Annotated in this window: 21 protein-coding genes and 1 pseudogene; 18 read left to right on the forward strand and 4 right to left on the reverse strand. The window is 70.0% G+C overall.

Annotated elements, in window-relative coordinates; all coding sequences use genetic code 11:
- Positions 1-442: 442 nt before the first annotated feature.
- The gene (locus OO68_RS38465; RefSeq protein ID WP_051814976.1) at positions 443-1,147 is read right to left on the reverse strand and encodes a TetR/AcrR family transcriptional regulator; all 705 of its coding nucleotides are present in this window, start codon (positions 1,145-1,147) and stop codon (positions 443-445) included.
- A gap of 82 nt (positions 1,148-1,229) precedes the next feature.
- Between OO68_RS38465 and OO68_RS38470 the strand changes: the two genes are divergently transcribed.
- From OO68_RS38470 to OO68_RS42765, 4 genes are all read left to right on the forward strand, one after another.
- Positions 1,230-2,402, forward strand: coding sequence for an FAD-dependent monooxygenase (locus OO68_RS38470; RefSeq protein ID WP_033314105.1), 1,173 nt, complete (start codon positions 1,230-1,232; stop codon positions 2,400-2,402).
- Positions 2,403-2,429: 27 nt separating this feature from the next.
- Complete coding sequence (locus OO68_RS38475; RefSeq protein WP_051814977.1) at positions 2,430-2,813, forward strand: nuclear transport factor 2 family protein; 384 nt, start codon at positions 2,430-2,432, stop codon at positions 2,811-2,813.
- Positions 2,810-3,658, forward strand: a complete 849-nt coding sequence (locus OO68_RS38480; protein WP_033314106.1) for a lipocalin-like domain-containing protein — start codon at positions 2,810-2,812, stop codon at positions 3,656-3,658. The genes OO68_RS38475 and OO68_RS38480 overlap by 4 nt, the downstream gene beginning before the upstream one ends.
- A gap of 367 nt (positions 3,659-4,025) precedes the next feature.
- A complete protein-coding gene (locus tag OO68_RS42765; protein WP_209442665.1) occupies positions 4,026-4,514 on the forward strand; it encodes a TetR/AcrR family transcriptional regulator in 489 nt (162 codons plus the stop codon).
- Positions 4,515-4,696: 182 nt separating this feature from the next.
- Here the strand turns inward: OO68_RS42765 and OO68_RS38490 are convergent, their stop codons facing one another.
- A complete protein-coding gene (locus tag OO68_RS38490; protein ID WP_033314107.1) occupies positions 4,697-5,278 on the reverse strand; it encodes a TetR/AcrR family transcriptional regulator in 582 nt (193 codons plus the stop codon).
- A gap of 131 nt (positions 5,279-5,409) precedes the next feature.
- On the opposite strand from OO68_RS38490, the gene OO68_RS38495 reads away from it, so the two are divergent.
- The 5 genes from OO68_RS38495 (at position 5,410) to OO68_RS48535 (ending at position 9,115) form a co-directional block, all read left to right on the forward strand.
- Positions 5,410-6,675, forward strand: a complete 1,266-nt coding sequence (locus OO68_RS38495; RefSeq protein ID WP_051814978.1) for an MFS transporter — start codon at positions 5,410-5,412, stop codon at positions 6,673-6,675.
- The gene (locus OO68_RS48645; RefSeq protein ID WP_078625747.1) at positions 6,672-6,995 is read left to right on the forward strand and encodes a nuclear transport factor 2 family protein; all 324 of its coding nucleotides are present in this window, start codon (positions 6,672-6,674) and stop codon (positions 6,993-6,995) included. The genes OO68_RS38495 and OO68_RS48645 overlap by 4 nt, the downstream gene beginning before the upstream one ends.
- Positions 6,946-7,158, forward strand: coding sequence for a nuclear transport factor 2-like protein (locus OO68_RS38500; RefSeq protein WP_033314109.1), 213 nt, complete (start codon positions 6,946-6,948; stop codon positions 7,156-7,158). The genes OO68_RS48645 and OO68_RS38500 overlap by 50 nt, the downstream gene beginning before the upstream one ends.
- A gap of 49 nt (positions 7,159-7,207) precedes the next feature.
- The gene (locus tag OO68_RS38505) at positions 7,208-7,972 is read left to right on the forward strand and encodes an SDR family NAD(P)-dependent oxidoreductase (RefSeq protein WP_033314111.1); all 765 of its coding nucleotides are present in this window, start codon (positions 7,208-7,210) and stop codon (positions 7,970-7,972) included.
- Positions 7,973-8,806: 834 nt separating this feature from the next.
- Positions 8,807-9,115, forward strand: a complete 309-nt coding sequence (locus OO68_RS48535) for a hypothetical protein (protein WP_051814979.1) — start codon at positions 8,807-8,809, stop codon at positions 9,113-9,115.
- Between the two features lie 200 nt (positions 9,116-9,315).
- Here the strand turns inward: OO68_RS48535 and OO68_RS38515 are convergent, their stop codons facing one another.
- Positions 9,316-10,233, reverse strand: coding sequence for a helix-turn-helix transcriptional regulator (locus OO68_RS38515; protein ID WP_063739369.1), 918 nt, complete (start codon positions 10,231-10,233; stop codon positions 9,316-9,318).
- Positions 10,234-10,520: 287 nt separating this feature from the next.
- On the opposite strand from OO68_RS38515, the gene OO68_RS38520 reads away from it, so the two are divergent.
- The 9 genes and pseudogenes from OO68_RS38520 to OO68_RS46595 all read left to right on the forward strand — a co-directional run bounded on the left by OO68_RS38520 (position 10,521) and on the right by OO68_RS46595 (position 19,997).
- Positions 10,521-11,375, forward strand: a complete 855-nt coding sequence (locus tag OO68_RS38520) for an oxidoreductase (RefSeq protein WP_033314113.1) — start codon at positions 10,521-10,523, stop codon at positions 11,373-11,375.
- A gap of 113 nt (positions 11,376-11,488) precedes the next feature.
- The gene (locus OO68_RS38525) at positions 11,489-11,692 is read left to right on the forward strand and encodes a hypothetical protein (protein ID WP_033314115.1); all 204 of its coding nucleotides are present in this window, start codon (positions 11,489-11,491) and stop codon (positions 11,690-11,692) included.
- A gap of 80 nt (positions 11,693-11,772) precedes the next feature.
- Complete coding sequence (locus OO68_RS38530) at positions 11,773-12,717, forward strand: alpha/beta fold hydrolase (protein WP_051814980.1); 945 nt, start codon at positions 11,773-11,775, stop codon at positions 12,715-12,717.
- A 29-nt stretch (positions 12,718-12,746) separates the two neighbouring features.
- Positions 12,747-13,505: an SDR family oxidoreductase gene (locus OO68_RS38535; protein WP_033314117.1), complete on the forward strand. Its 759-nt coding sequence runs from the start codon at positions 12,747-12,749 to the stop codon at positions 13,503-13,505.
- Between the two features lie 87 nt (positions 13,506-13,592).
- Positions 13,593-14,390 (forward strand): SDR family NAD(P)-dependent oxidoreductase, encoded by a 798-nt coding sequence (locus OO68_RS38540; protein ID WP_078625748.1) that lies wholly within the window; start codon positions 13,593-13,595, stop codon positions 14,388-14,390.
- A 90-nt stretch (positions 14,391-14,480) separates the two neighbouring features.
- Positions 14,481-15,216: pseudogene (locus OO68_RS42775) on the forward strand (IS6 family transposase).
- Positions 15,217-15,454: 238 nt separating this feature from the next.
- Positions 15,455-15,835 carry a hypothetical protein gene (locus tag OO68_RS38550; RefSeq protein ID WP_209442666.1) on the forward strand — a complete coding sequence of 127 codons (381 nt, stop codon included), beginning with the start codon at positions 15,455-15,457 and terminating at the stop codon, positions 15,833-15,835.
- 310 nt (positions 15,836-16,145) lie between these two features.
- Positions 16,146-18,362, forward strand: coding sequence for a tetratricopeptide repeat protein (locus OO68_RS38555; RefSeq protein WP_245237388.1), 2,217 nt, complete (start codon positions 16,146-16,148; stop codon positions 18,360-18,362).
- A 558-nt stretch (positions 18,363-18,920) separates the two neighbouring features.
- The gene (locus tag OO68_RS46595; protein WP_157852818.1) at positions 18,921-19,997 is read left to right on the forward strand and encodes a hypothetical protein; all 1,077 of its coding nucleotides are present in this window, start codon (positions 18,921-18,923) and stop codon (positions 19,995-19,997) included.
- 537 nt (positions 19,998-20,534) lie between these two features.
- Here the strand turns inward: OO68_RS46595 and OO68_RS48100 are convergent.
- Positions 20,535-20,828, reverse strand: coding sequence for a GNAT family N-acetyltransferase (locus tag OO68_RS48100; RefSeq protein WP_245237390.1), 294 nt, complete (start codon positions 20,826-20,828; stop codon positions 20,535-20,537).
- Positions 20,829-21,210: the final 382 nt, after the last annotated feature.

Raw genomic sequence — 21,210 nt, forward strand, 5'->3', positions numbered from 1 at the left:
ACGCCGGCCGTCCCGCCCGCGCGGTTGAAACGTTTCAATGCTTTCCCATCGGTAAGCTTATGGAGCGGGCGGCGCGGAGGCAACGGTCAGGAGCGCGAAAGGCCCGCATGACGCTCCAGCGATTTCGGCCGTGGGATGGCGCAGCCCCGCTCCTGGTGCTCAGCAACGCCGTCGGCCGGAACATCATGACGGCATGACGAGCCACCACAACGACACCCTGGGGTTCGCGGAACAACGTCTCCAGCGCTACGAGGGCGCCGCCGCGGCCGACGGGGCCCGGTCGTAGCCGCCCGGCGCAGCCTGCCAGATCCCCGTCCAGCCGGTACCGCCTGGGTGAACTCGGTGCGGACGGCGACGCCATGGACCGCGAACCCGGTGGTCGCGGCAACAAGGACGGACCAGGACGCGACAAAGGAGCTGTGGCCGACGCGGAGGGCCGTCGTCAGGTCACGAGCACGTCCCGGGCGGCGCCCAGCGCGGCGAGCACGTCCCTCGCGACCGCACGGAGGGCGGCCTCGTCCGGCGTGGCGGAGGTTTCCAGGGCCGCCTTGATCGTGCGGCCGAGCAGGTCCGCCCGACGGTCCGGACCGAGGTCCTCGCCCGGGACCGCGAGACCCCCCGTGATGAATCCGGTCAGCACCGCGTCGATCGTGTAGATCTGGTCCGCCGCCGGCACCGTGACGGCCATCAGCCCGTGCGCGCGCCATACCTCGACGAGGCGGGCGAGCAGGGTATGGAAGCCGAGTTCCCGGATGACGGGACGGCCGGCCGAGGTGACGGCGAGCGCGCCGAGGATTTCGCTGTCACCGGCGTGGATGGCCCGCGTGACGGGGTTGCGGGTCTGCTGCAGGAAGATCTCCCGGACCACCCTGCCGGGCAGGGCGGCAGCGGGGTCGTCCGTGATTTCTGCAGCGAAGGCGCCGAGCTCCTCGTGGAGTTCACGCCGCAGCAGTTCGGCGAACAGCAGCTGTTTCGTCTTCCAGTGAAGGTAGACGGTGCCCTTCCCGATACGGGCGCGGCGGGCGATCTCATCCACGGTGACCCGCTTGTAGCCCCAGGCCAACAGCAGCTCGCGCGCGGCGGCCAGGATGCGCTCGGCGCGTGCAGGGTCGGTCTGCGGGGCAGCGGCCGAGCGGTCCAAGGTCATGAGCACAGCATTCCACCCCCTTCACTGGATGACCAAATTTCAAATCTGGTCATCCAGTACTGTCCAGGGGTATGGTCAGGGCATGACCTCTTCGTCACTCCCCCCACCGGACGCCCGCCGTGCCCTCATCGTCGGATCCGGCATCTCCGGTCTGGCCGCGGCCCTGAGCCTGCACCGGGCCGGCTGGCGGCCCCTGATCGTCGAGCGGGCCCCCCAGCGCCGCACCGGCGGCTACTTCGTCCGCTTCAACGGCCCCGGCTACACCGCCGCCGAACGCCTGGGCATCCTGGAGTCGCTCCCGGACCGCCGTGATCCCGCAGGGCGTATGTTCGAAGTCGACTCCCGCGGCCGTCTCACACCGGGCCTGGCCTTTCCCGAACAGGTCAACGGCACCCCGCTGCGGATGCTGCTGCGCAGCGACCTGGAACGTGTCCTGTACGAGGCCGTCCAGGACCTGGTGGAGATCCGCTATGGCACCGGGCCCGCGGCCATCGCCCAGGACCGCGACCAGGTGACGGTGACCCTCACCGACGGGTCCGTGGAGAGCGCGGACCTGCTCATCGGGGCCGACGGCATCCACTCCACCGTCCGTTCCCTGGTCTTCGGCCCCGAGGACCTCTACCGCCGGGACTTCGACCACGTCGTGGCCGCCTGCGTCATGGACGGCCCGCTCCCCGGCCTGCAAGAGGGCGACAGCGCGGTCGCCACCGCCCCCGGGCGCTCCGCCTGGATCAACAGCTATCGCGACCACCCCCCGGTCGCCTTCCTGCTCTACCGCACCGACTGGCCCGCCGCGGAGATCCGCAAGAAGCCCTCGGCCGCCCTGCGTCAGGCGTTCGCCGGCTTCGGCGGGGACCTCGTGCCCGTGATGCTGGAGGCGATGGACCGCTCCGAGTCCGTCCTGTTCGACCAGGTCAGCCAGATCCACCTGAGCCGCTGGAGCCAGGGCCGGGTGGTCCTGCTCGGTGACTCCGCCTGGTGCATGACCCTGCACTCCGGCCAGGGTTCCGGCATGGGCATCGCCGGCGGCGAACTGCTGGCCCGTCTGCTCACCGAACACGGCGACCTGCCCACCGCCCTGGGCAGCTGGGAACAGCGACTGCGCCCGCACGTCACCCGCCACCAGAAGGAAGCCCTGCGCATGAAGCACTTCTTCATGCCCGCCAACCGCTTCGGCCGCGTCGCCCGCAGCTCCCTGATCCGCGCGGTCTCCACCCCGGTCGGCGCCAGGCTCGGCAAAGCCCTGATGGGCTGAACCACCACACGAGAAAGAGAACATGTGATGACTCAGACGACCGAGACGGTGGCCGACCGCTACATCACGCTCGTGGACCGCGCGGTGCACGAACCGCAGGCACTGCAGGAGCTCGGATCGGTGTTCGCGCCCGGGGCCACCGTGCAGTTCGGCGACCTCCCGCCGGTGACCGGCCTGGCCGACATCACGGAGTTCTACCGGAACTTCTACTCCGAGATGGCCGACAGCAAGCACGTGTGGACCACCACAGTGCTCGGCGACGGGACACTCGAAGTCCGCTTCATAGCGGCCTGGCGCACCACCGACGGGCAACTCGCGTCCCAGGGCGCCGTCGAGCACGTGACCGTCGACGCGAACGGACTGATCACGCAGCTGCGTGTCCTCGGTCCCGAGACGGAGAAAGCAGGATGAGCGCGTTCCACCCCACCCTGATCAGCGCCGCCGACGACCTCGCCGCGACCTCTCCCGGCAAGAACGACTCCTGGTGGTTCGCCTCCAGGCTGCACGACGAGGACGGCAACGTCGTCTGGGCGAAGATCCACGTGATGGACACGGACGGAGCCTGCCACAGCACGGTCGCGCTGCTGCGGGAAGCGGACGGCCACACCAGCAGCAAACACACCGTCGAGCCCCTTCACGACGTGAAGCTGTCCACGGACCGCCTCGACGTACAGACATCGGTCCTGAACCTGAGCGGAGACCTGGACGAACTCGAGATCTCAGGCGCGACGGACACCGCGTCGATCCGGCTGGCGCTGCGGCGGGAAGAACCTGTGCTCTTCAGCGGCGGCAGTGGGGTGTTCCCCTTCTTCGGCGGTACGACCGGGCAGTACGCCCTGCCCGGCCTGACCGCCTCGGGAACCGTCACCATCGAGGGGGTCACGCATCAGCTCACCGGGCGCACGTGGTGCGACCGTCAGTGGCTCTCCGGGATCAGCGAACCCCTGCGCTTCCTGTGGCTCGGACTCGACCTCGGAGCGGGCCGCTCCCTCAGCGTCTGGGACACCGAGCAAGACGGCACCTCCTGGCTCACCGCGCTGCGGGAGGACGGCTCGCACCTGATCACCTCCGCCCGGCGGACCGGCCGCGACGAGCGCTGGATCCTGACGGTTCCCGGCCTCGACGCACGACTGGAGATCACCCCGCGCAGGCTCGACGGCACACAAGGCGCCCACTCCAACGTGTGTTCCGTGACCGGCACGTTCGACGGACACGAGATCACCGGGCACGGTTACGCCGATGTCGTCGGGACCTGAGGTTTCGGCCCAGCCCGGCATGACGGAGTCTTGAGACCGCCCGGCGCGGCCGACGCCCTCCCCATAGGTCGGCTCTCGATGCCGCGCCGGGCGGCCACCAGGAGGTATACGAGACAGAATGTCGCGCTGGGGTGTGGTCGCACCGGCTCCCCGTGCGGCCGGGAGGGGACCTTGCCGTGCCACTAGGATCCCGGTCAGGGCGGGAGGCAAGCCCTCGGCCGACTTCGGACGCACAGTCAGGGCAGAGGAAGCACCATGAGCGACAACGCCGCCTCTCGGCGCCGGGGTCCGTACGCCACCACGCCGGCCCGGCGGGCCCAGATCGTCCGTGCCGCCCTCGCGAGCTTCGCCGAGCACGGGTTCGAGCGTGCTGCGGGACATCGCCGCGCGCGCGGGCCTGACGCATGCCGCGCTGCTACGGCACTTCTCCGGCAAGGAAGAGCTGCTCCTGACCGCTCTCGCCCATCGGGAAGCGCGTGAGGAGGAACAGGCCGACCGGATCCTCGCGTCGGGGACCGCCGGTTCCGCGGTACTCGGCGAGATCCTGGCCGACGAGTTCGCGGACCCCGAATACCTGCGCAGCTGGCTGGCCCTCTCCGTCGCGGCGGCCAACCCCGCCCACCCCGCGCACGAGTACTTCGCCCGACGGCGAGAGCGGTTGCGCGCACGGTTGCGCGGCGGATCCCTGGGCACGGCGCACCGCGGTGCGGAACTGACCGCCGACGACAGAGCGGTGATGGTGCTCGCCATGATGGACGGACTTCGGCTCCAGACCCTCCTCGATCCATCGAACGATCCGCTGCGACTGCTGGAGCCCTTCATCCGCGCGGTCATCATGCCGGCGGAGAGCGCATAGCCCGCAATCGCCGAGCGTCACGCCAGGGGTTCCCGTAGGCGTCCGGCCACCTCTCGGACAGGGACGGCGGCCGACGGCGTGCGCCCCTGCCGGCAACCGGGCCCTCGCGTCGGCGAAGGCTCATGCGCTGTCGCGGGCTGGACCGCCACGAAGACCGGTCGGCCACGTTCGTGTGCAGGCCTTCAGGGCCGGCCGGCCAACTGCCCTCGTGAGCCGTCCGACGGAAGCGACGCCACGGCACGGACGATCTCCTGCCGGAGCCGGTCCATACCGAAGTCGCCGCCGAGCACCATGCGCCGCAACTGCGGCATCGCGACGCTCCAGCTCGCCAGCGCGAGAGTGAAGAACACGCGCGTACGGGCATCGGCGTCCGGATCATCGGCCTGCGCGGCGGTCACCTTGTCGCCGTAGTGCGCGGTGCGCTCCTCCTCCGCGGGGACCGGTCCGTCGCCGATCTCCAGGGCCTCCCACATCACCAGGCGGAGGGCCTCGGGGTGGGCTCGGTGGTACTCGAAGAGCCGTTCGGCATAGCCGGGCAGGTCCTGCGACGGGGGGACGGCCTCGGCCAGTTCGGCGAGGCGGCGCTCCAGGACGACGGCGAAGAGCTTGTTCTTGTCGCCGAAGTAGTCATAGATCGCCCGCTTGTTGGCCTTGGCCGCGGTGGCGATGCGGTCGACGCGGGCGCCCGCGACCCCGTGGGCCGCGAACTCGGCGGTCGCCGCCGTGATGATGCGCTCTTTCGTCGCCGCGGAGTCATAGGCCATGCGGCCATGGTAACGAACCAGTTCGTTTGACCCTCGCGAGGCGCCGTGCCACGCTGGTTCCCAGAATCGAACCAACTAGTTCGTTCGGATCTGACGCGGACGGAACATCAACGAAAGGAGTGCTCGGCCGCATGTCCCGCACCACACCACCCGCGGCCCCCGCGCCGGCGGCCCTTGGCCGCGGGCTCCCCCTCGTCATGGCGCTGGCCTGCGGTGTCACCGTGGCCAACGCCTACTTCCCGCAGGCCATCACCCCGCTCATCGCCCGGAGTCTCGGCGTCTCCGACGGCACGGCCACCACCCTCGCGACGCTGACCCAGCTCGGCTACGCCGTTGGGATCTTCCTGCTCGTCCCGCTCGGGGACCGCCTCCCCCGCCGCCCCTTGATCACCGTGCTGCTCGCGGTGACGAGCCTGGCGCTGCTGGCCGCGGGACTTGCTCCCGGGGCGGGTCTGCTGCTCGCCGCCGGGACGCTGGTCGGCCTGGCCACCGTGGTGCCGCAGATCCTCCTGCCCATAGCGGCCGGGCTCGTCGCGCCCGAGCGGCGCGGCCGCGTGATCGGCACGCTGCAGGCCGGGCTGATCGGCGGCATCCTGCTGGCCCGCGCCTTCGGCGGTGTTCTCGGCGAACACCTGGGCTGGCGGGCCCCGTACCTGGTCGCCGCCGTGCTCACCGCACTGCTCGCCGTAGTGCTCGGCGCCACGCTGCCCACCATCGTCCCCGCCGTCCGCGACGGCTATCCGGCGCTCCTGGCGGACACCCTGCGCATGCTGCGTACGGAGAAGGAGCTGCGCCGGTCCGTGCTCTTCCAGGTCACCGTCTTCGGAGGGTTCAGCGCCGCCTGGACCGCGGTCGCGCTGTTGGTCACCGGACCGCGCTACGGCATGGGCACGCAGGCCGTGGGCGTGCTCGCCCTGGTCGGCGCGGGCAGCATGTTCCTGGCCCCGTCCGCCGGGAAGTGGGTGGACCGTTACGGCGCCGACCGTGTCAACCTGTGGTGTGCCGGGGCCGGGCTCGCCGCGGCGGGTGTGCTGGTGGCCGGCTCGCTCGGCGGTGTCGCCGGGATCGTGGCTCTGGCCGCCGGGCTGCTGCTGATCGACGTGGCGGTGCAGTGCGGGCAGGTCGCCAACCAGGCCCGGATCTTCGCCCTGCGCCCGGAGATCCACAGCAGGCTCAACACGGGCTACATGACCTGCTCGTTCCTCGGCGCGAGCGCCGGGTCCTGGCTCGGCACCCGCGCCTACACGCACTTCGGCTGGTGGGCGGTCTGCTCGCTCATCGCCCTCGCCGTGGCGTCGGCCCTGGTGACGTACCTGGTCGGAGGCGGCGGGCGCCATACCGCCGGAGCCGGTGAGGAGAACGCCATCGAGGCGGCGCCGCCGGCCCGGTCCCGGTGAGGAAAGCAGCGCCCCACGTCGGCCGCCCTCAATCCGTAGGACGCCTTTGTCCACCCACCACATCCCTCTCGCAGGACCGAAGGACCCATCATGTCCATTCCCGTCATGCCCCGGCTGTTCTGCAGTTCTTCCAGGCCTCGCAGAACCGCGACGCCGACGCCTGGAGCGGCGCCTTCGCCGAGGACGCGCTCTTCCACGACCCGGTCGGCACGCCGCCCCTCGAAGGCCACGCGGCCGTCCACGACCTCGTCGCCTCCGTCATCGCGGGCTTTGAGCCCCTTCCTCGGGCTGACTGCCACCGAGGCGCACATCGCCGGTGACAGCGTCGCCGTCACCTGGCACGGCGCCGCGATCACCCGGGACCGCAGGCCGGTCAACTGGTCGGGCATCAGCGTCTTCGAACTCGACGACACCGGCCGCATCCGCGAGGCCAGGGCCTACTTCGACCGCGCCGCCTTCCAGTCCCAGGTCAACGGCGGCTGACCCTCATCCGAACTGGAAACCCCACCCCCACCACCATCCGAGGACACCGATGAACGACCTCTCCCCCACCCCGCTCGCCGGCCGCACCGCACTGGTCACCGGAGGCTCCGGCGGCATCGGAACGGCCGTCGCCCTGCGACTGGCGGACGCCGGAGCCCGAATCGCTCTCGTCTACGGCAGCCACGGCGAGGACGCCGAGAACACCGCCACGCGGATCAACGCGCTCCACGGCTCCGGCCGGGCGGTCACGCTCCAGGCGGACCTGTTCGAGGCGACAGCAGCCGCCGAGCTGGTCGACCGGACCTCCCGGGCACTCGGCCCCGTCGACCTCCTCATCGCGGGAGCGGGCACCGGAAAGCAGCTGGCCTGGACCGACATCGACGTCGACACCTGGGACGCCACCATGGCCGTCAACGTGCGCGCGCCCTTCCTCATGGCTCAGGCCGCCCTTCCCGGCATGGTCGAGCGCGGCTGGGGCCGGATCCTGTTCATCTCGTCGATCGCGGCCCTCAACGGCGGCATCATCGGCCCCCACTACGCCGCCAGCAAGGCAGCCCTGCACGGACTGACCCACTCCCTGGCGGCCGGTGTCGCCGCCGCCGGCGTCACCGTCAACGCCCTCGCTCCCGCCCTCGTCGGAGGCACCCGGATCCTGCCCGCCGACGCCGGCGAGGGCGGGAATCTGCCCGCACCCATCCCGGTCGGACGCCTCGGCACACCCGACGAAGTCGCCACCATGGCCGCCTCCATGGTCACCAACGGCTACCTGACCAACAAGGTGATCACTCTCGACGGCGGCCTGTACCCCCGCTGAGCGCAGGGCCTCCTTCGCGGACCGCTGTCCCCACACCTCAAACAATCGCATGCCGATCACTCCGATCGCTCGCATGAGCATCCAGAGTGGGAACCACCATGTGTGATCCAGTCGACGTCAGACGCCGACGGGTTCCGGCCGCCTTACAGGAATGCGGGCTTACGCGGGTCCGGGATCTCGCCGTCGAGCCGCACCCCTGTACCACGGGCGCTTTCTGACGCACCGCTTCGCCGCCCCGGCGGCCTCGGCCTGGGCGCCGTCACCAGCCACACGCCCCTGACTGCGGACACCTCCCGCCGCCCGATCAGCGGCCGCCTGGCGTCGAAGGCGCTCGTGGCCCTGCTCGCCCCGCCGGGCCATCCCCTGTGGACCGGCCCAGGAGCCGGCGTCGGTCGTCGGCCTACCGCGTCCTCGCCCTGCCCGCCGCCGGGCTGCTGATCCAGCCGACCCGCACCGACGGGATCCTACGGCTGCACAACCACGGCAGTGATCACGTAGGCTCCCGGGCGGCGAAACGGCGGCCGACGATCCGCTCTGCGGGCGGCAGGCGTACGCGACGCACACCGGACCGACCGCGGGCGGGATCATCGCGGACAACCACCTGTCCGTCGAGGTCGGCGGGCGGGGCAGCGTACGGCGGCGCATCCATCCGCTGCGGGGGGGCAGTGACGGCTGGGGCAGGGTCGCCTCCTGGCACCGGCCGGTCTTCACCGCGAGTCCACCCATGGTGCCGGGACTGCGGGTGGAGAGCGTCACGGTCGCGAGGGGCCCGTACCAACTGCGCGTCCACCGAGTGGTCGGCTCAGCGGCCAACTCACTTGTCATTCAGACGGGTTGGGCCGCCACCCCCGACGACTCGTCGTCTCGGCGCTGCACGGCTGGGACGACGGCTTCGATTCGCTGCACGCCCCGCAGGGCACGGCCGACGCCCGGCGGGCCTCAATGCCCCGGCGCGCCGGGCAAGCCGGAAAAGCCACCGCGCAGGTCAGTCTGGCCGCCCTGACCGCCGGGCCAGTGCCCTTGCAGGCCCAGACGGTCACCGAACTCGCCGTGGGTATTGACCGATTACGGCTGACCTGGGCGCTGGGCCAGGCTCGATCAGTGATCAGGCTCGGACCGGCGGCCGTCTGCCTGCTGGAGTGATGGTTGCCCTGACCTGTAGGGGCATCGCTTTCAGCGCTGCCGCTCAACCGAGCCCGCCTCACGATTGACGGCCAGGTCGGGCCCTGGTTGGGCTGGGCTACGGCTCGGTGTCGGCTGCCTGACGGCGGACTTTGGCGGGCTCGGCCAGGAGCAGGGTTGGTGGCGGGGTCCGCCGAACCGGGCGGGACGCCGCGGCGAGCCTACGCGCGGCGGGAGTCCTGACCGGCCATCTTGTCGGGCTGCGGCGGGTCGGTGTCCTTGCCGGCGGTGGCGGAATGGCGGGTGGACTGGGCGTACCAGCTGGCGAGGATGCGTAGCTTTTCGAGGTCGTCGTCGGTCTTGCCGGCGTAGACGAAGAGGATCTGGTCGGGGTCGCCGGGCAGGGAGAGGGCCTCGTAGGTGATGTCGAGGCGGCCGACGACGGGGTGGTCGAAGCGTTTGGTGCCCCAGGTGCGTTCGACGACGGTCCGCTCGGCCCACCAGGTGCGGAACTCGGGGGACACTGAGCGCAGTTCGGCGACGAATGCGGCGATCTGCGGGTCGTTGGGGTTGCGTCCGGCCTCGGCGCGCAGCACGCCGACGACCTCGGAGGTGACCTGTGCCCAGTCGAGGTAGAGGGAGCGGGCGGCAGGGTCGAGGAGCATCCAGCGCAGCAGGTTGCGCTCGCCGGGCGGGCGGTGGTTGAACGGGGTGAACAGGGCGTCGAGGAGGTCGTTGGAGGCCAGGACCTCGTTGCGGCGGCCGAGGACGAAGGCGGGCTGGTCGTGCAGTCCGTTCAGCATCCGCAGCAGAGCGGGCCGCACCTGCTGGGGCGGTGTTTGGTCCTTGCCGCGGCGGGGCTGGGGACGCAGCAGGTCGCGCAGGTACTGGGTCTCGGCCTGGGTGAGTTGCAGGGCCTCGGCGATGGAGAGGATGACGCCTTCGGAGGCACTGGTGAGCCGTCCCTGCTCCAGGCGGGTGTAGTAGTCCACGCTGACACCGGCGAGCTGCGCGACCTCTTCGCGGCGCAGGCCAGGTACTCGCCGGCCCGGGTAGTTCGCCAGGCCGACCTGGGAGGGGCGCACCGCGTCGCGCCGGGTGCGCAGGAACTTCTTGATCTCCTCGGCATTGTTCGCCATGGAGACCAGTGTTCCCCGGCCTGCGGCCGGGATCCACTGGCGTGGGGGGGAAGGTCTTTCCCCGGCAGCAATGGCCCCCGCTAGTGGCTTGGCCTGCTGCTTTTCGGCGTGCATGAATGGTGGGGCGGCCATCGCAGTGACCTTCAAAGGGTCCGCGGCCCGCCTGCCGTGTGCGTGACACCGGCCGGGGTGGGCGCCGCAGTTCCCCGTACGCAGCACCCCCTGCCGGCGTCACCCGTCGTCGGTCGCCTGGGAGGGGTGCGCCCGATCTGAGGAAGATCCGTATCGTGACTGTCTCGCAGAAGGTCTGGTTCATCACCGGCTGCTCGACCGGCTTCGGCCGCGCCCTGGCCCAGGAGGTCCTCGCCGCCGGCCACAAGGCGGTCGTCACCGCCCGCAACGTCGCTCAGGTCAAGGATCTTGTCGAAGGCAACGGCCAGGCGCTCGCCCTGCCCCTCGACGTCACCGACGCCACCCAGGTCAGGGAGGCCGTCGCGGCTGCCGAGCAGCACTTCGGCGGCATCGATGTGCTCGTCAACAACGCTGGCATCGGCTACTTCGCCGCCGTGGAGGAGAGCACTGATGAGGAGATCCGCCGGATCTTCGACATCAACGTCTTCGGCCTGTCCGACGTCACCCGGGCCGTCCTGCCGGGGATGCGGGCTCGCCGCTCGGGCACGATCGTGAATTTCTCCTCCATCGGAGGACTGCGCGCCTTCCCCGCCGTCGGCTACTACGCCGCCACCAAGTTCGCCGTCGAGGGCCTGACCGACGCCCTGCGTCAGGAGGTCGCCCCGCTGGGCATCACCACGCTGCTCGTCGAGCCCGGCCCGTTCCGCACCGACTGGGCCGGCCGTTCCGCAGGCGAGACGCTGCCCGAGCGGGAGATCGCCGACTACGCCGACACGGTGGGCGCGCAGCGTGCCGCGTTCCGCGCGGACACCGGCAAGGAGCCCGGCGACCCCCACGCCGCCGCCCGCGCGATCATCACCGCCCTCGCCGCCGACACCCACCCCCAGCGCCTGCCGCTGGGTGCCCCGGCGTACAGCATGGCGATCGAGCAGCTGGAGTCGATGCTCGCCGAGATCCGCGCGAACGAGGCACTGACGAAGTCGGCCGACTTCGACGCCCCCGCCGCCTGAGCGTGCGTAAGGCGCCGCCGGCCGGTGACGGCGCCGTACTACGGCCTGTCACCGGCCGGTGGCGCCCCGGCGGTCGCGCTGCCTCACCCGAAGCACTCAGGAAAGCCCGACCGATGAGCACGCACGCCACCCCGTACCGCGAGAGCCTGCAGGCCGCGGCCCGCACGGTGATCACCATGCTGGCGGGCGTGACGGACCCCCAGCGTTTTCTCCGGCACTCCCGGCTCCTGGACACGGCAGTAAAGGAGCTGGAGGCGATGCTCACCGGCCCCCGCTCCGTCGCGGCAGGCCCGGAGCCGGACCGTCGCACCGCTTGACCCGAGCTGCCCGCCCCACGGCGGCCGGCCCGCAGCGGCGGCGGCCCTTCCACCCCCCCTACGACGAAAGGCGCTCCAGGATGAACACACACACCACAGCGGCCACCGCCACCGGGCACGGCAGTGTCCGGATCAGCCACGGACGTGCCTGGATCGACCAGGACGCCGGGGTCCGTATCGGCTACACCCTCGCCGAACCGTCCCCTCTGCCCGGGGACGAGGCGCCGAAGACGGTGGTTCTCATCCACGGCGCCCCACAGACCCGGCACGCCTGGCGCAAGGTCCTCGCCCCGCTCGCGCAGGCCGGCTACCGCGTCATCGCCCCCGACTACCGCGGCGCCGGGGCGTCGACCAAGCCCCGCGACGGCTACGACAAGTGGACGATGGCCGCAGACCTGCACACCCTCGTCCACGACCACCTCGGCGTCCAGGGGCCCGTCTCCGTGGTCGGCCACGACCTCGGCTCGATGCTGGCGTTCGGCTACGCCCTGCGCTACCGCGACGACGTCGTCAGCCTCACCACCATGGAGGCACCGCTGCCCGGCACGGACTACTACGAGCAGCGCAAGGTCGCCAAGAGCGCCTGGCACTTCGACTTCCACGCCAACCCCGACATCGCCGTCCACCTCACCCACGGCCGGGAACGCTGGTACATCACGCGGTTCTTCGACGATCTGACCTACCAGCCCGACGCGATCACGGACGCCGATGTGGACGTCTACGCGCGCGCCTTCCAGGCTCCCGGCGCCATGCGCGCCCTGTGCGAGATCTACCGGGAACTGGACCACGACGCCCGGATCCACCGCGACGCCGTCGCCTTTGACGGCAAGCTCACCGTTCCCGTGCTCGCCTCCGGTGGCGCCGCCCAGGCACTGGCCGCCAACTACCAGGGCATGTGCGAGGAGATCGCCCACCACGTCACCGGCCACCTCGTCGAGGACGCCGGCCACTGGGTGCCCGAGGAGAACCCGGAGGGGTTCGTGCGCATGTTCCTCGACTTCGACCACCGCGCCCGCACCGCCTGAACACCGCTCTGTGTAAGGAGAGAGCCACCATGTCTGACAGCCATGACAACCACCTCCAGGGCCGCGTCAGCGTCATCACCGGCGCCTCCTCCGGCATCGGCGCGGCCACCGCCCGGGCCCTGGCCGCGCGCGGCGTCCGCGTCGTCCTCGCCGCCCGCAACGCCGACAAGCTCAACACCCTGGTCACCGAGATTCGCGACGCCGGCGGCACCGCGACCGCCCGCACCACCGACGTCACCCGCCTGGACGACGTCGAGGGCCTGATGGAGTTCGCCGCCGGCGAGTACGGCCCCGTCGACCACCTGGTCAACAACGCCGGCCTGATGCTCTTCTCCAAGTGGTCCGACCGTGCCGTCGACGACTGGGACAAGATGATCGACACCAACCTCCGCGGCTACCTGCACGCCATCAGCGCCGTCCTGCCCGGCATGATCGCCCGCCAGTCCGGCCACATCCTCAACCTCAGCTCGGTGGCCGGCATCCGCGTCGGGAACGCCAGCGGCGTCTACAGCGCCACCAAGTTCTTCATCCGCGGCATCACCGACAGCCTCCGCCAGGAAGTCGGCGTCACCCACGGCATCCAGGTCTCCATGATCAGCCCCGGTGTCATCGACACCGGCTGGGCCGACAAGGTCTCCAACGCCGAGGGCAAACAGATCGCCCAGGACCTCAACGAGGGCGCCATCCACCCCGACCGGGTGGCCGACGCCGTCGTCTACGCCCTCGACCAGCCCGCCGACATCACCGTCAACGACATCGTCATCCACCCCACCCGCCAGGACTGGTAAGCCCGCCCCCAGCCCCGCACAGACCCCGACGCGGCCGGCCACCAGCAGCACCGAACGACCGCCCGCACACTGGAAAAGGAGCACCTCATGAGCAGCACCGCCTCCCCCCGCCCCCTCGCCCTGTTGACCGGGGCCTCCGCGGGCATCGGCCACGAACTCGCCAAGCTGTTCGCCGTCAATGGCTTCGACCTGATCGCCACCGGCCGCAGCGAGCAGACCGACCAGGCAGCCGCCGACCTCGCACGGCACGGCGCCCACGTCACCCCCGTACGCGCCGACCTCTCCCAGAGCGAGGGCGTCGAGACGGTGTGGAGGGCGGTGGAGCAGGCCGGACGGCCGCTGGAGGCCGCGGTCCTCAACGCCGGCCGCAGCATCGGCGGCGCCTTCCTCGACACCGACCTCGACGACGAACTCTCCCTCATCCAGCTGAACGTGGCCTCCGTCGTCCACCTGGCCAAGCACGTCGCCCGGCACATGGCCGGCAACGGCCGCGGCCGCATCCTGATCACCTCGTCGCTGTCGGCGACCCTGCCCACCCCCTACGAGACCGTCTACGGGCCCTCCCGCGCCTTCACCCGCATGTTCGCCCTCGGACTGCGCGAGGAACTCAAGGAGCACGGTGTCTCCGTCACGTGCCTCATGCCCGGCGCCACCGACAGCGACTTCCACGCCCGCGCCGGCATGAACAACACCGCCTTCGGCCCCGGCATGAAGAAGAACAGCCGCAAGGAAGTCGCCCGCCAGGGCTTCCTCGCCCTGATGAACGGACGCGCCGAGGTCGTCGGCGGCGACGCCGCCACCAAGCGCACCGCCATCGAACACCGCTTCCTGCCCGAGACCTACAAGGCCGCCCGCCACGCCACCAAGGCCAAGCCGCGCCATTGAACAGCAGGGCGGCCATGAAGCCCGTGGCCCGGGGTGTCACGAGGGCACTGTCACGTTGGTTGATCGGGTGGGATGCTGTCCGGGTTGATCATGGTGGGGGGACAGTCCGTGGGGAGTGCATCGCCGTCGTACAGGGGTCACCGGTACCCGGCCGAGGTGATCTCGCACTGCGTGTGGCTGTACCACCGATTCGCGCTCAGCTTCCGTGAGGTCGAGGAGCTGATGCTCGAGCGCGGCGTCATCGTCTCCTACGAGACCATCCGCCGCTGGTGCGCCAAGTTCGGCCAGGCCTACGCGAACGGACTACGCCGTCGCCGGCCCCGGAGCGGCGACAAGTGGCACCTGGACGAGGTCTTCGTCAAGATCAACGGTGAGCTGAAGTACTTGTGGCGGGCCGTCGACCAGGATGGCAACGTACTCGACATCCTCGTACAAAACCGGCGGGACAAGGCCGCCGCCAGGCGCTTCTTCCGCCGTCTGATGAAGGGGACCCGCATGGTGCCGCGGGTGGTCGTCACCGACAAGCTCCGCTCCTACGGCGCGGCCCACCGCGAGGTCATGCCCTGCGTCGAGCACCGGCAGTCGAAGTACCTGAACAACCGAGCGGAGAACAGCCACCAGCCAACGAGGCAGCGCGAACGGGCGATGAAAGGCTTCCGCTCCGTGGGCGGCGCACAGCGTTTCTGTCCGCTTTCAGCGGCATCTCGCCCAACTTCCGGCCCGGCCGCCATCTGATCCCCGCACCGACTATCGAGCCGAGATGACCGTCCGCTTCGCGATCTGGGAGCAGATCACCGGCGTCGCCGGCCTACCCACCGCGCCGTGAGCACACAGCCCGAACCCGACTCCACCACGCCCCGGCACACCGTCAGACACCCCCACCCAACAACGTGACAACGCCCCCGCCGGTTGTGGCGCATCACCTGGTGTGACGCGTGGTGCCGTAAATGTTGCCGCCTGTCGGGGAAGTGGTTTTTGGGAAAGTGGCGCGGCCGGATCGGCGGTTCTGGTAGTTCTGGGCTTCACATGGTGGCCGACGGGTCGCCGTACGAGGGGGGGATGTCATGTCGAGGAGTTGGACAAGAGCGGTGCTGACCGTTGCCGTGCTCGTCATCGTCTCAACGCCGCTGGTGTGGCTGCTGGGCAGTCCGGACGCGGGGCAGCTGACCGGTGCGTCCGTGCAGGCGGCCACTGGCGTGGCGGCGTTGGTGTGGGCTCTGTTCCAACGGGCGACGGACGGATTCGGATCCGCGCGGCGCTCCCGGGATCTGAGCGTCGCGGTGGCGACGGGACGGGCAGAGGTCGAGGACGGCGGTATCGCCTCCACCGGTGTGCGTCGACCGGCCGGTACACCGGGTGGATCGGCGCGGGCCGAGCGGACCGGCGACGCCGTGGCACGGGGTGAGGGCAGCCGTGCCAGCACCGGGGTCGACTTCGGCGAGTAGGCCGGGCCGAGGACGGGCGCGAGGGGGGAAAGACATGGGGCGTGGTACTGGCGGCCGTAAACGCAAGCGGGGTGGCAAGGCGGTGGGCAAGGGACGACCGCGGTGCGAGCAGCCCGCCGTCCCGCCCGACGCGCGATCCGGCGAGCCGTCCGCTGTGGCGGAGCAGACGGGAGATGCCCTGGCGACGGACGGCGCCACCGCGGTGACCGGTCTGCGGGGCCCCGGGCCAGGCCGGGGGGCCTCGGTCCGTCGTACCGGGAATGCCAGCGCCCAGGGCCCCAACGCTTGGGCCGTCTCGGGCGCCGTCACTGTGGTGCAGGCCCCCTCCGAGCCGCTGCAATGGCCGCAGGTGGTGGGGAGTCCGCCGACGACAGCATCGCCCTTCCAGGAACGTGCCGAGGTTCGGGAACGCATCGAGAGGGAGCGAAACCGGCACGCCACGGTGGTTCTCACCCAGGTGCTGCGCGGTGGTGGCGGAGTAGGCAAGTCCCAGCTTGCCGCCAAGCTGGCTTGGGAGGCGCTCGACGGTGGCACCGACCTGGTGGTGTGGGTGAACGCGGCCTACCCCGGCCAGGTGGTCGCCGAATACGCCGCTGCCGCCCGCCGGGTGGAGGCACGCGGTGCGGACGGACAGGACGCCGAGGCCGACGCTCGGGCGTTTCTGAACTGGCTGGCCGGTACCCGGCGCCGTTGGTTGGTCGTACTCGACGACGTGGGCGACCCCGAGGCGCTCGCGGGCTGGTGGCCGCCGGCTTCCTTGCAGGGCCGTGGCCGTGTGCTGGCCACCACCCGCCGCAGGGACGCCGAGCTGTTCGACGGCCGCGCGAAGGTGGAAGTCGAGGGCTACACCTCGGCAGAGGCCGTCGCCTATCTGGAGGGCCGGCTGACAGAGGCGGGAGCCGACCACTTGCGGGACGGTACGCAGGCCGAACTCGCGACCACGTTGGGGTTGCTGCCCTTGGCGCTGTCGCACGCCGCCGCCTACATGATCAATGAGGATGTGGGGTGCGGGCAGTACCTGCGGCTGTTCCAGGATCGTCACCGGCTGCTCGACGAAGTGCTGCCCGCCGGCGCGGGCAGGGACGGGCACGGGCGGCAGGTCGCCGCGGCGCTGCTGCTGTCCCTGGATGCCGCTCAGGGAGCTGAGCCGGTCGGGCTCGCGGTGCCCGCGCTACGCCTGATCGCTCACCTCGACCCCGCAGGCCACCCCCGCGACTTGTGGCGCTGCCGAGCAGTGCTGCGTTATCTGCGCGTCCATCGCGAACCGCGCCTGCGCCTGCTGTGGCGACGACCCACGACCGGTCCGGAACAGGCACGCGCCGTGCTGCGTCTGCTGCACCGCTACGGGCTGATCACCGACGACGCGGCGCATGGCCCGCGCGCGGTGCGGCTGCACGCGCTGACCGCCCGGGCCGCGCGCGAGACGGTGCCCGGCCGAGATCTGTCCGCGACCGTACGGGCGACCGCGGAAGGGCTGGAGGAGTTGTGGCCAGAGCTGGACCAGACCGATCCGGACCTCGCTGCCGTGCTGCGCTCCAACACCAGTGCCTTGGCGGCATGCGCCGAGGACACCGTGTGGGCCGACGAGGATGCGCGCCTGCTGCTGTGGCGTACCGGCAAGAGCCTGCTGGACGCGGGCGCCTTCACCACGGCGTTCGTCTACTGGGAGGATCTGACCGAACAGGCCGGACGGCGTCTGGGGCAGGGGGACCGTCACACCCTGCTGGCCCGCAACAACCTGGCCTCCGCCTATGGGGCGGCAGGCCGCGTCAAGGACGCCATCACCCTTCAGGAACGCGGCCTCGCCGACTGCGAGCAGGAGCTCGGCAGCCGGCATCGGGCCACTCTCATCGCCCGAGCCAACCTGGGCGTCTCCTACCAGCAGGCCGGTCGCATCAGCGAGGCCCTCGCCGTGCTAGAGCAGGTCGCCGCGGACCGCGAGCGGCATCTGGGCACCGGCCACCCTGACTTCGAGAACTCCCTGGTGAATCTCGCTCCTTGCTATTGGCATGTGGGCCGCACTGACGAGGCGATCCAGATGCTGGAGCGCATCAACAAGGGCCGCGGTCGCGCCGACGACCCCAACACGCTCACCGTTCGGTACGTCCTCGCCCAGTCCTACCATCTCGCCAGGCGCACCCACGAGGCGATCCGCCTGCTGGAGCGAGTCATCGCCGACCGCGAGCGCCAACTGGGGCCCGACCACCCGGAGACCCTCGCCGCACGGGGCAGCCTTGCCGCCTGCTACCTGGAGGACGAACGCACCCGGGAGGCCATCGCTCTGCTGGAGCCCAACGTGGCCGACTGGACGCGCCTCCACGGGCCCCAGCACCCCAGCACCGTCTCCGGCCGGGCTCATCTCGCCAACGCGTACTGGAAGGCCGGCCGTCGTGCGGAAGGGATCGGGCTGCTGGAGACGGTCGTTGCCGATCGCCGGCGGCTGTTTCCCCCTTCGCATCCCGAGACCGTGAAGATGGCTGCCATGCTGAGGCAGTGGCAACGGGAACACCGGTCACGTCGACGCTGACCGACTGCCGCGGACTCCCTTGTCTCCGAGGAGCGAGGCGCTACCGAGAGCTGAGCAAGCAGGTGTTCGCGAGGGACGCGGGGTTACGGCCGGCGGGCAGGGCGGCGGTCTGGGAGGCGGGTGGCCGGTGCCCTGGGACCGGACGATCAATAGGGTCGGCCCGAACAGGGCGCCGAACGGGCAGGTCAGTGGCTGGCGTTGCTCGTGCTGGAGTCGGCGCCGCGTCCGGGTGGGTGGCGAGGATTCGTGTGGAAACCGCGCGAGATTGTTCGGTCGTCGTCCAGTCTGTTGTGTCGCATGAATCGCCACCCTTCGTCACCTTCGGGCACCGGACGATGACGGATGCCCTGTGCAGGCAGGATCGAGGCAAAGCACCTGTCGGAGGGGGAAACAGCGGTGTCGGGTGACGACAGCAGCGATGACGACAGCACCGACGGTGAGGCGGTGCGGGGACGGCGCTCCCTGCGTGTACGCGGGAGTGTGGGCGTACGCCGTGCAGGTCGGGGCGCGGCCTCGGCGGCGGCCCGCTCCAGGGCGTCACTGAGGAGTAACGGCTGCATGGGTGGCATGGCGGTTGGTCTGGTCTTCCGGCTGATTTCGCCGTTGCAGAGTTACGTGCAGGAGGCAGCTTCCCCCCTCCTCCATACCAGCGCGCAAGTGTCATGGGATCCGGATCTGGATGGCGCGACGTGGGTCTTCGACAGCAACCTGAAGCCCGATCAGGTTCGCAAGTTCAAGTCTCTCGACTCTGACGCCGTTGAAGGGGCAGAGCACCTTGCACGTTCCTTTGGGGGTGTGCGCGTCAGTGAGAGTGGCTTCTCTCTTCGTATCCGTCTGGTGCTGCGCGGTGCCAGGGGAGAGCCGACTCTGATCGAAGGCATGAAGGCGGATAGCCTCGAGTGCGTTCCTGCTCCGACCGCCGGGATCATGAAGCATGGTCTGGAGGGCGGAGGAGAGATCCAGTCGCTTGCTGTCGACCTGGATCACGGAAAGCATGACGCGAAGGCTGTCCTCAAAGACGGTTCCCTCGACCCCAGGCCCTATTTCTCGAAGAACTTCTACGAACTCGACGAGGGTGAATCGGTCGTGTATGAAGGCCTGGTCCTGACTCGACGCCAGTGCCGGTGGAGGCTGGCCGTCCAGGTGAGATCGGGAGAAACGACGGGGCCCGTCCACGTGGATGACGTCGGTGCGCCATTCCTGGCCAGCAGCGTGGTGGGATCGCTGTGGACAGAACCTGGGGCCCTACCGGACCTGTCTCGTGTCCGACAACGAGACTGGATACATCGACCGTGGGGCCGGTTGTCGTCAGTAACGGGCGAGCAACTCGACGGGCTACGCCCGATCGCCTCGTACGACACGGAGACCCAGACGTGGCATGCCCGTCTCGGTGTGCTCGACCTGGCCGGCGTGCAGATGCTGCAGGCACTCTTCGACGCCGCACGCGTCCACGGCACCGCGGTGTGCCTGACGCCTGTGGCGGTTCCGGCTAGAGCCGGAATATCCGGAAGCCTCCAACGGGGCAGCTGTGACAGCCTGCCGACATGCCCTGGGAACTCAAAGAACACGCAGGTCGCCGCTATGCTGTCCTGTTCCACTACGCCTTGCCCGACGATGCCTGGGCCGTGGAGCTGAGCGAGGCTGTGCCTATGGGGGCCGAGAACCCCGACGCCGCGGGGACCCACTTGCCCGGCGCTGCCTTCTTGGTGACACATGTCCCGGACGAGGACCCGAATCTGCAGCCGACCGTTCGCGTCTGGAGCCCTGGCGAGCGCGTCGTCCCCTACGAGGTCATGCGCTGATACATGGAGCAGGTGGCCGACCAGGTAGAACGCTGCCGTATCGCGTTCGAGCAGGGCGGACCTGAAACAGAATGAACGCAGTGGCTGGTGTGATCACGGCGTCGGAGCCGTCCTGGAAAACCCCGTTCCGCCGGACAACTACGTGATGCGGGTCGGCTACGTGAGTATGTTGACGAAGGGCAGCAACACTTGTCGGTGAGTTCCGGCAGCGGTCGGGTGGGCTCGGCGCCGGAAATGTTGATGAGTTTCAGCAACACCGCTGAACGCTGACGAGGCCGGGCAAGTTCGAGCAGAGCCGTCAATTCCGGGCAGTCCGGTTGGTAACGGAGCTGGGGGCGGGGAGCCAGGCATTGTGGGGGCTGAAGCTGGTCTAGTTTCTGAGCGGGTGAAGTTGCGCTGGCGGGAAAAGGCAGAACAGTTCGGGATCTCCCTCGTCGAGGCCGTGGACCAGGCCGACCGGGTGCCAGCCGAGCCGCTGTAGCAGCGACTGCATGGGGTGGTTCGAGACGTTCGTAGAGGTGAACAGCTTCGGGGTAGAGCAAGTTGCTTCGGCCGCTTGGAGAAGGTGAGCGCCGATTCCCCGTCGGCGAGCGTTTGGCGAGACCATCAGCATGGTTATGAAGCCCTGTTCGAAGAACGTGTACTCCAGAACGCTGTAGCCCACGGGGCCTGACGGGTCTTCGGCGATGAGGACGGACCCTGTTCCAACCAGCGCCGAATGTTTGCGCTCCGTGCGTCATCGCCTGCTGCCGCGGTCGAGTCGATCGCGTTGAGAGCTTGCCAGTCTGTGACGTGTGCCGCTCGCACCCGGATGTGGCTGGACGTCTGGATCTCCATGCGGGGCATCCTGGCAGCCCGAGGAGAACCAGGCGACTTGAACCGCTCCGGGTCTGATGGAGGCTCGATTCCCTGAGAGGATCGAGTCATGGCCCGCCCGTCCCCCTACCCTGCTGAGCTTCGTGAGCGTGCGGTGCGCATGGTCGCGGAGATCCGTCCCAACTACCCAACTGAGTGGGCCGCGATGAAGGCGGTCGATCCTCAAGGCG

This window comes from Streptomyces iakyrus (genome assembly GCF_000717055.1).
GTDB classification, from domain to species: domain Bacteria; phylum Actinomycetota; class Actinomycetes; order Streptomycetales; family Streptomycetaceae; genus Streptomyces; species Streptomyces iakyrus.

Excerpts from the sequence above, each read along its gene's own strand:
- OO68_RS38475 (WP_051814977.1), top strand. The coding sequence starts at position 2,430 with ATGACTCAGACGACCGAGACGGTGGCCGACCGCTACATCACGCTCGTG.
- OO68_RS46595 (WP_157852818.1), top strand. The coding sequence starts at position 18,921 with ATGGGTGGCATGGCGGTTGGTCTGGTCTTCCGGCTGATTTCGCCGTTG.
- OO68_RS38525 (WP_033314115.1), top strand. The coding sequence starts at position 11,489 with ATGAGCACGCACGCCACCCCGTACCGCGAGAGCCTGCAGGCCGCGGCC.
- OO68_RS38550 (WP_209442666.1), top strand. The coding sequence starts at position 15,455 with ATGTCGAGGAGTTGGACAAGAGCGGTGCTGACCGTTGCCGTGCTCGTC.
- OO68_RS38515 (WP_063739369.1), bottom strand. The coding sequence starts at position 10,233 with ATGGCGAACAATGCCGAGGAGATCAAGAAGTTCCTGCGCACCCGGCGC.
- OO68_RS38465 (WP_051814976.1), bottom strand. The coding sequence starts at position 1,147 with ATGACCTTGGACCGCTCGGCCGCTGCCCCGCAGACCGACCCTGCACGC.
- OO68_RS38530 (WP_051814980.1), top strand. The coding sequence starts at position 11,773 with ATGAACACACACACCACAGCGGCCACCGCCACCGGGCACGGCAGTGTC.
- OO68_RS38480 (WP_033314106.1), top strand. The coding sequence starts at position 2,810 with ATGAGCGCGTTCCACCCCACCCTGATCAGCGCCGCCGACGACCTCGCC.
- OO68_RS38490 (WP_033314107.1), bottom strand. The coding sequence starts at position 5,278 with ATGGCCTATGACTCCGCGGCGACGAAAGAGCGCATCATCACGGCGGCG.
- OO68_RS38505 (WP_033314111.1), top strand. The coding sequence starts at position 7,208 with ATGAACGACCTCTCCCCCACCCCGCTCGCCGGCCGCACCGCACTGGTC.
- OO68_RS38470 (WP_033314105.1), top strand. The coding sequence starts at position 1,230 with ATGACCTCTTCGTCACTCCCCCCACCGGACGCCCGCCGTGCCCTCATC.
- OO68_RS38540 (WP_078625748.1), top strand. The coding sequence starts at position 13,593 with ATGAGCAGCACCGCCTCCCCCCGCCCCCTCGCCCTGTTGACCGGGGCC.
- OO68_RS38535 (WP_033314117.1), top strand. The coding sequence starts at position 12,747 with ATGTCTGACAGCCATGACAACCACCTCCAGGGCCGCGTCAGCGTCATC.
- OO68_RS38495 (WP_051814978.1), top strand. The coding sequence starts at position 5,410 with ATGTCCCGCACCACACCACCCGCGGCCCCCGCGCCGGCGGCCCTTGGC.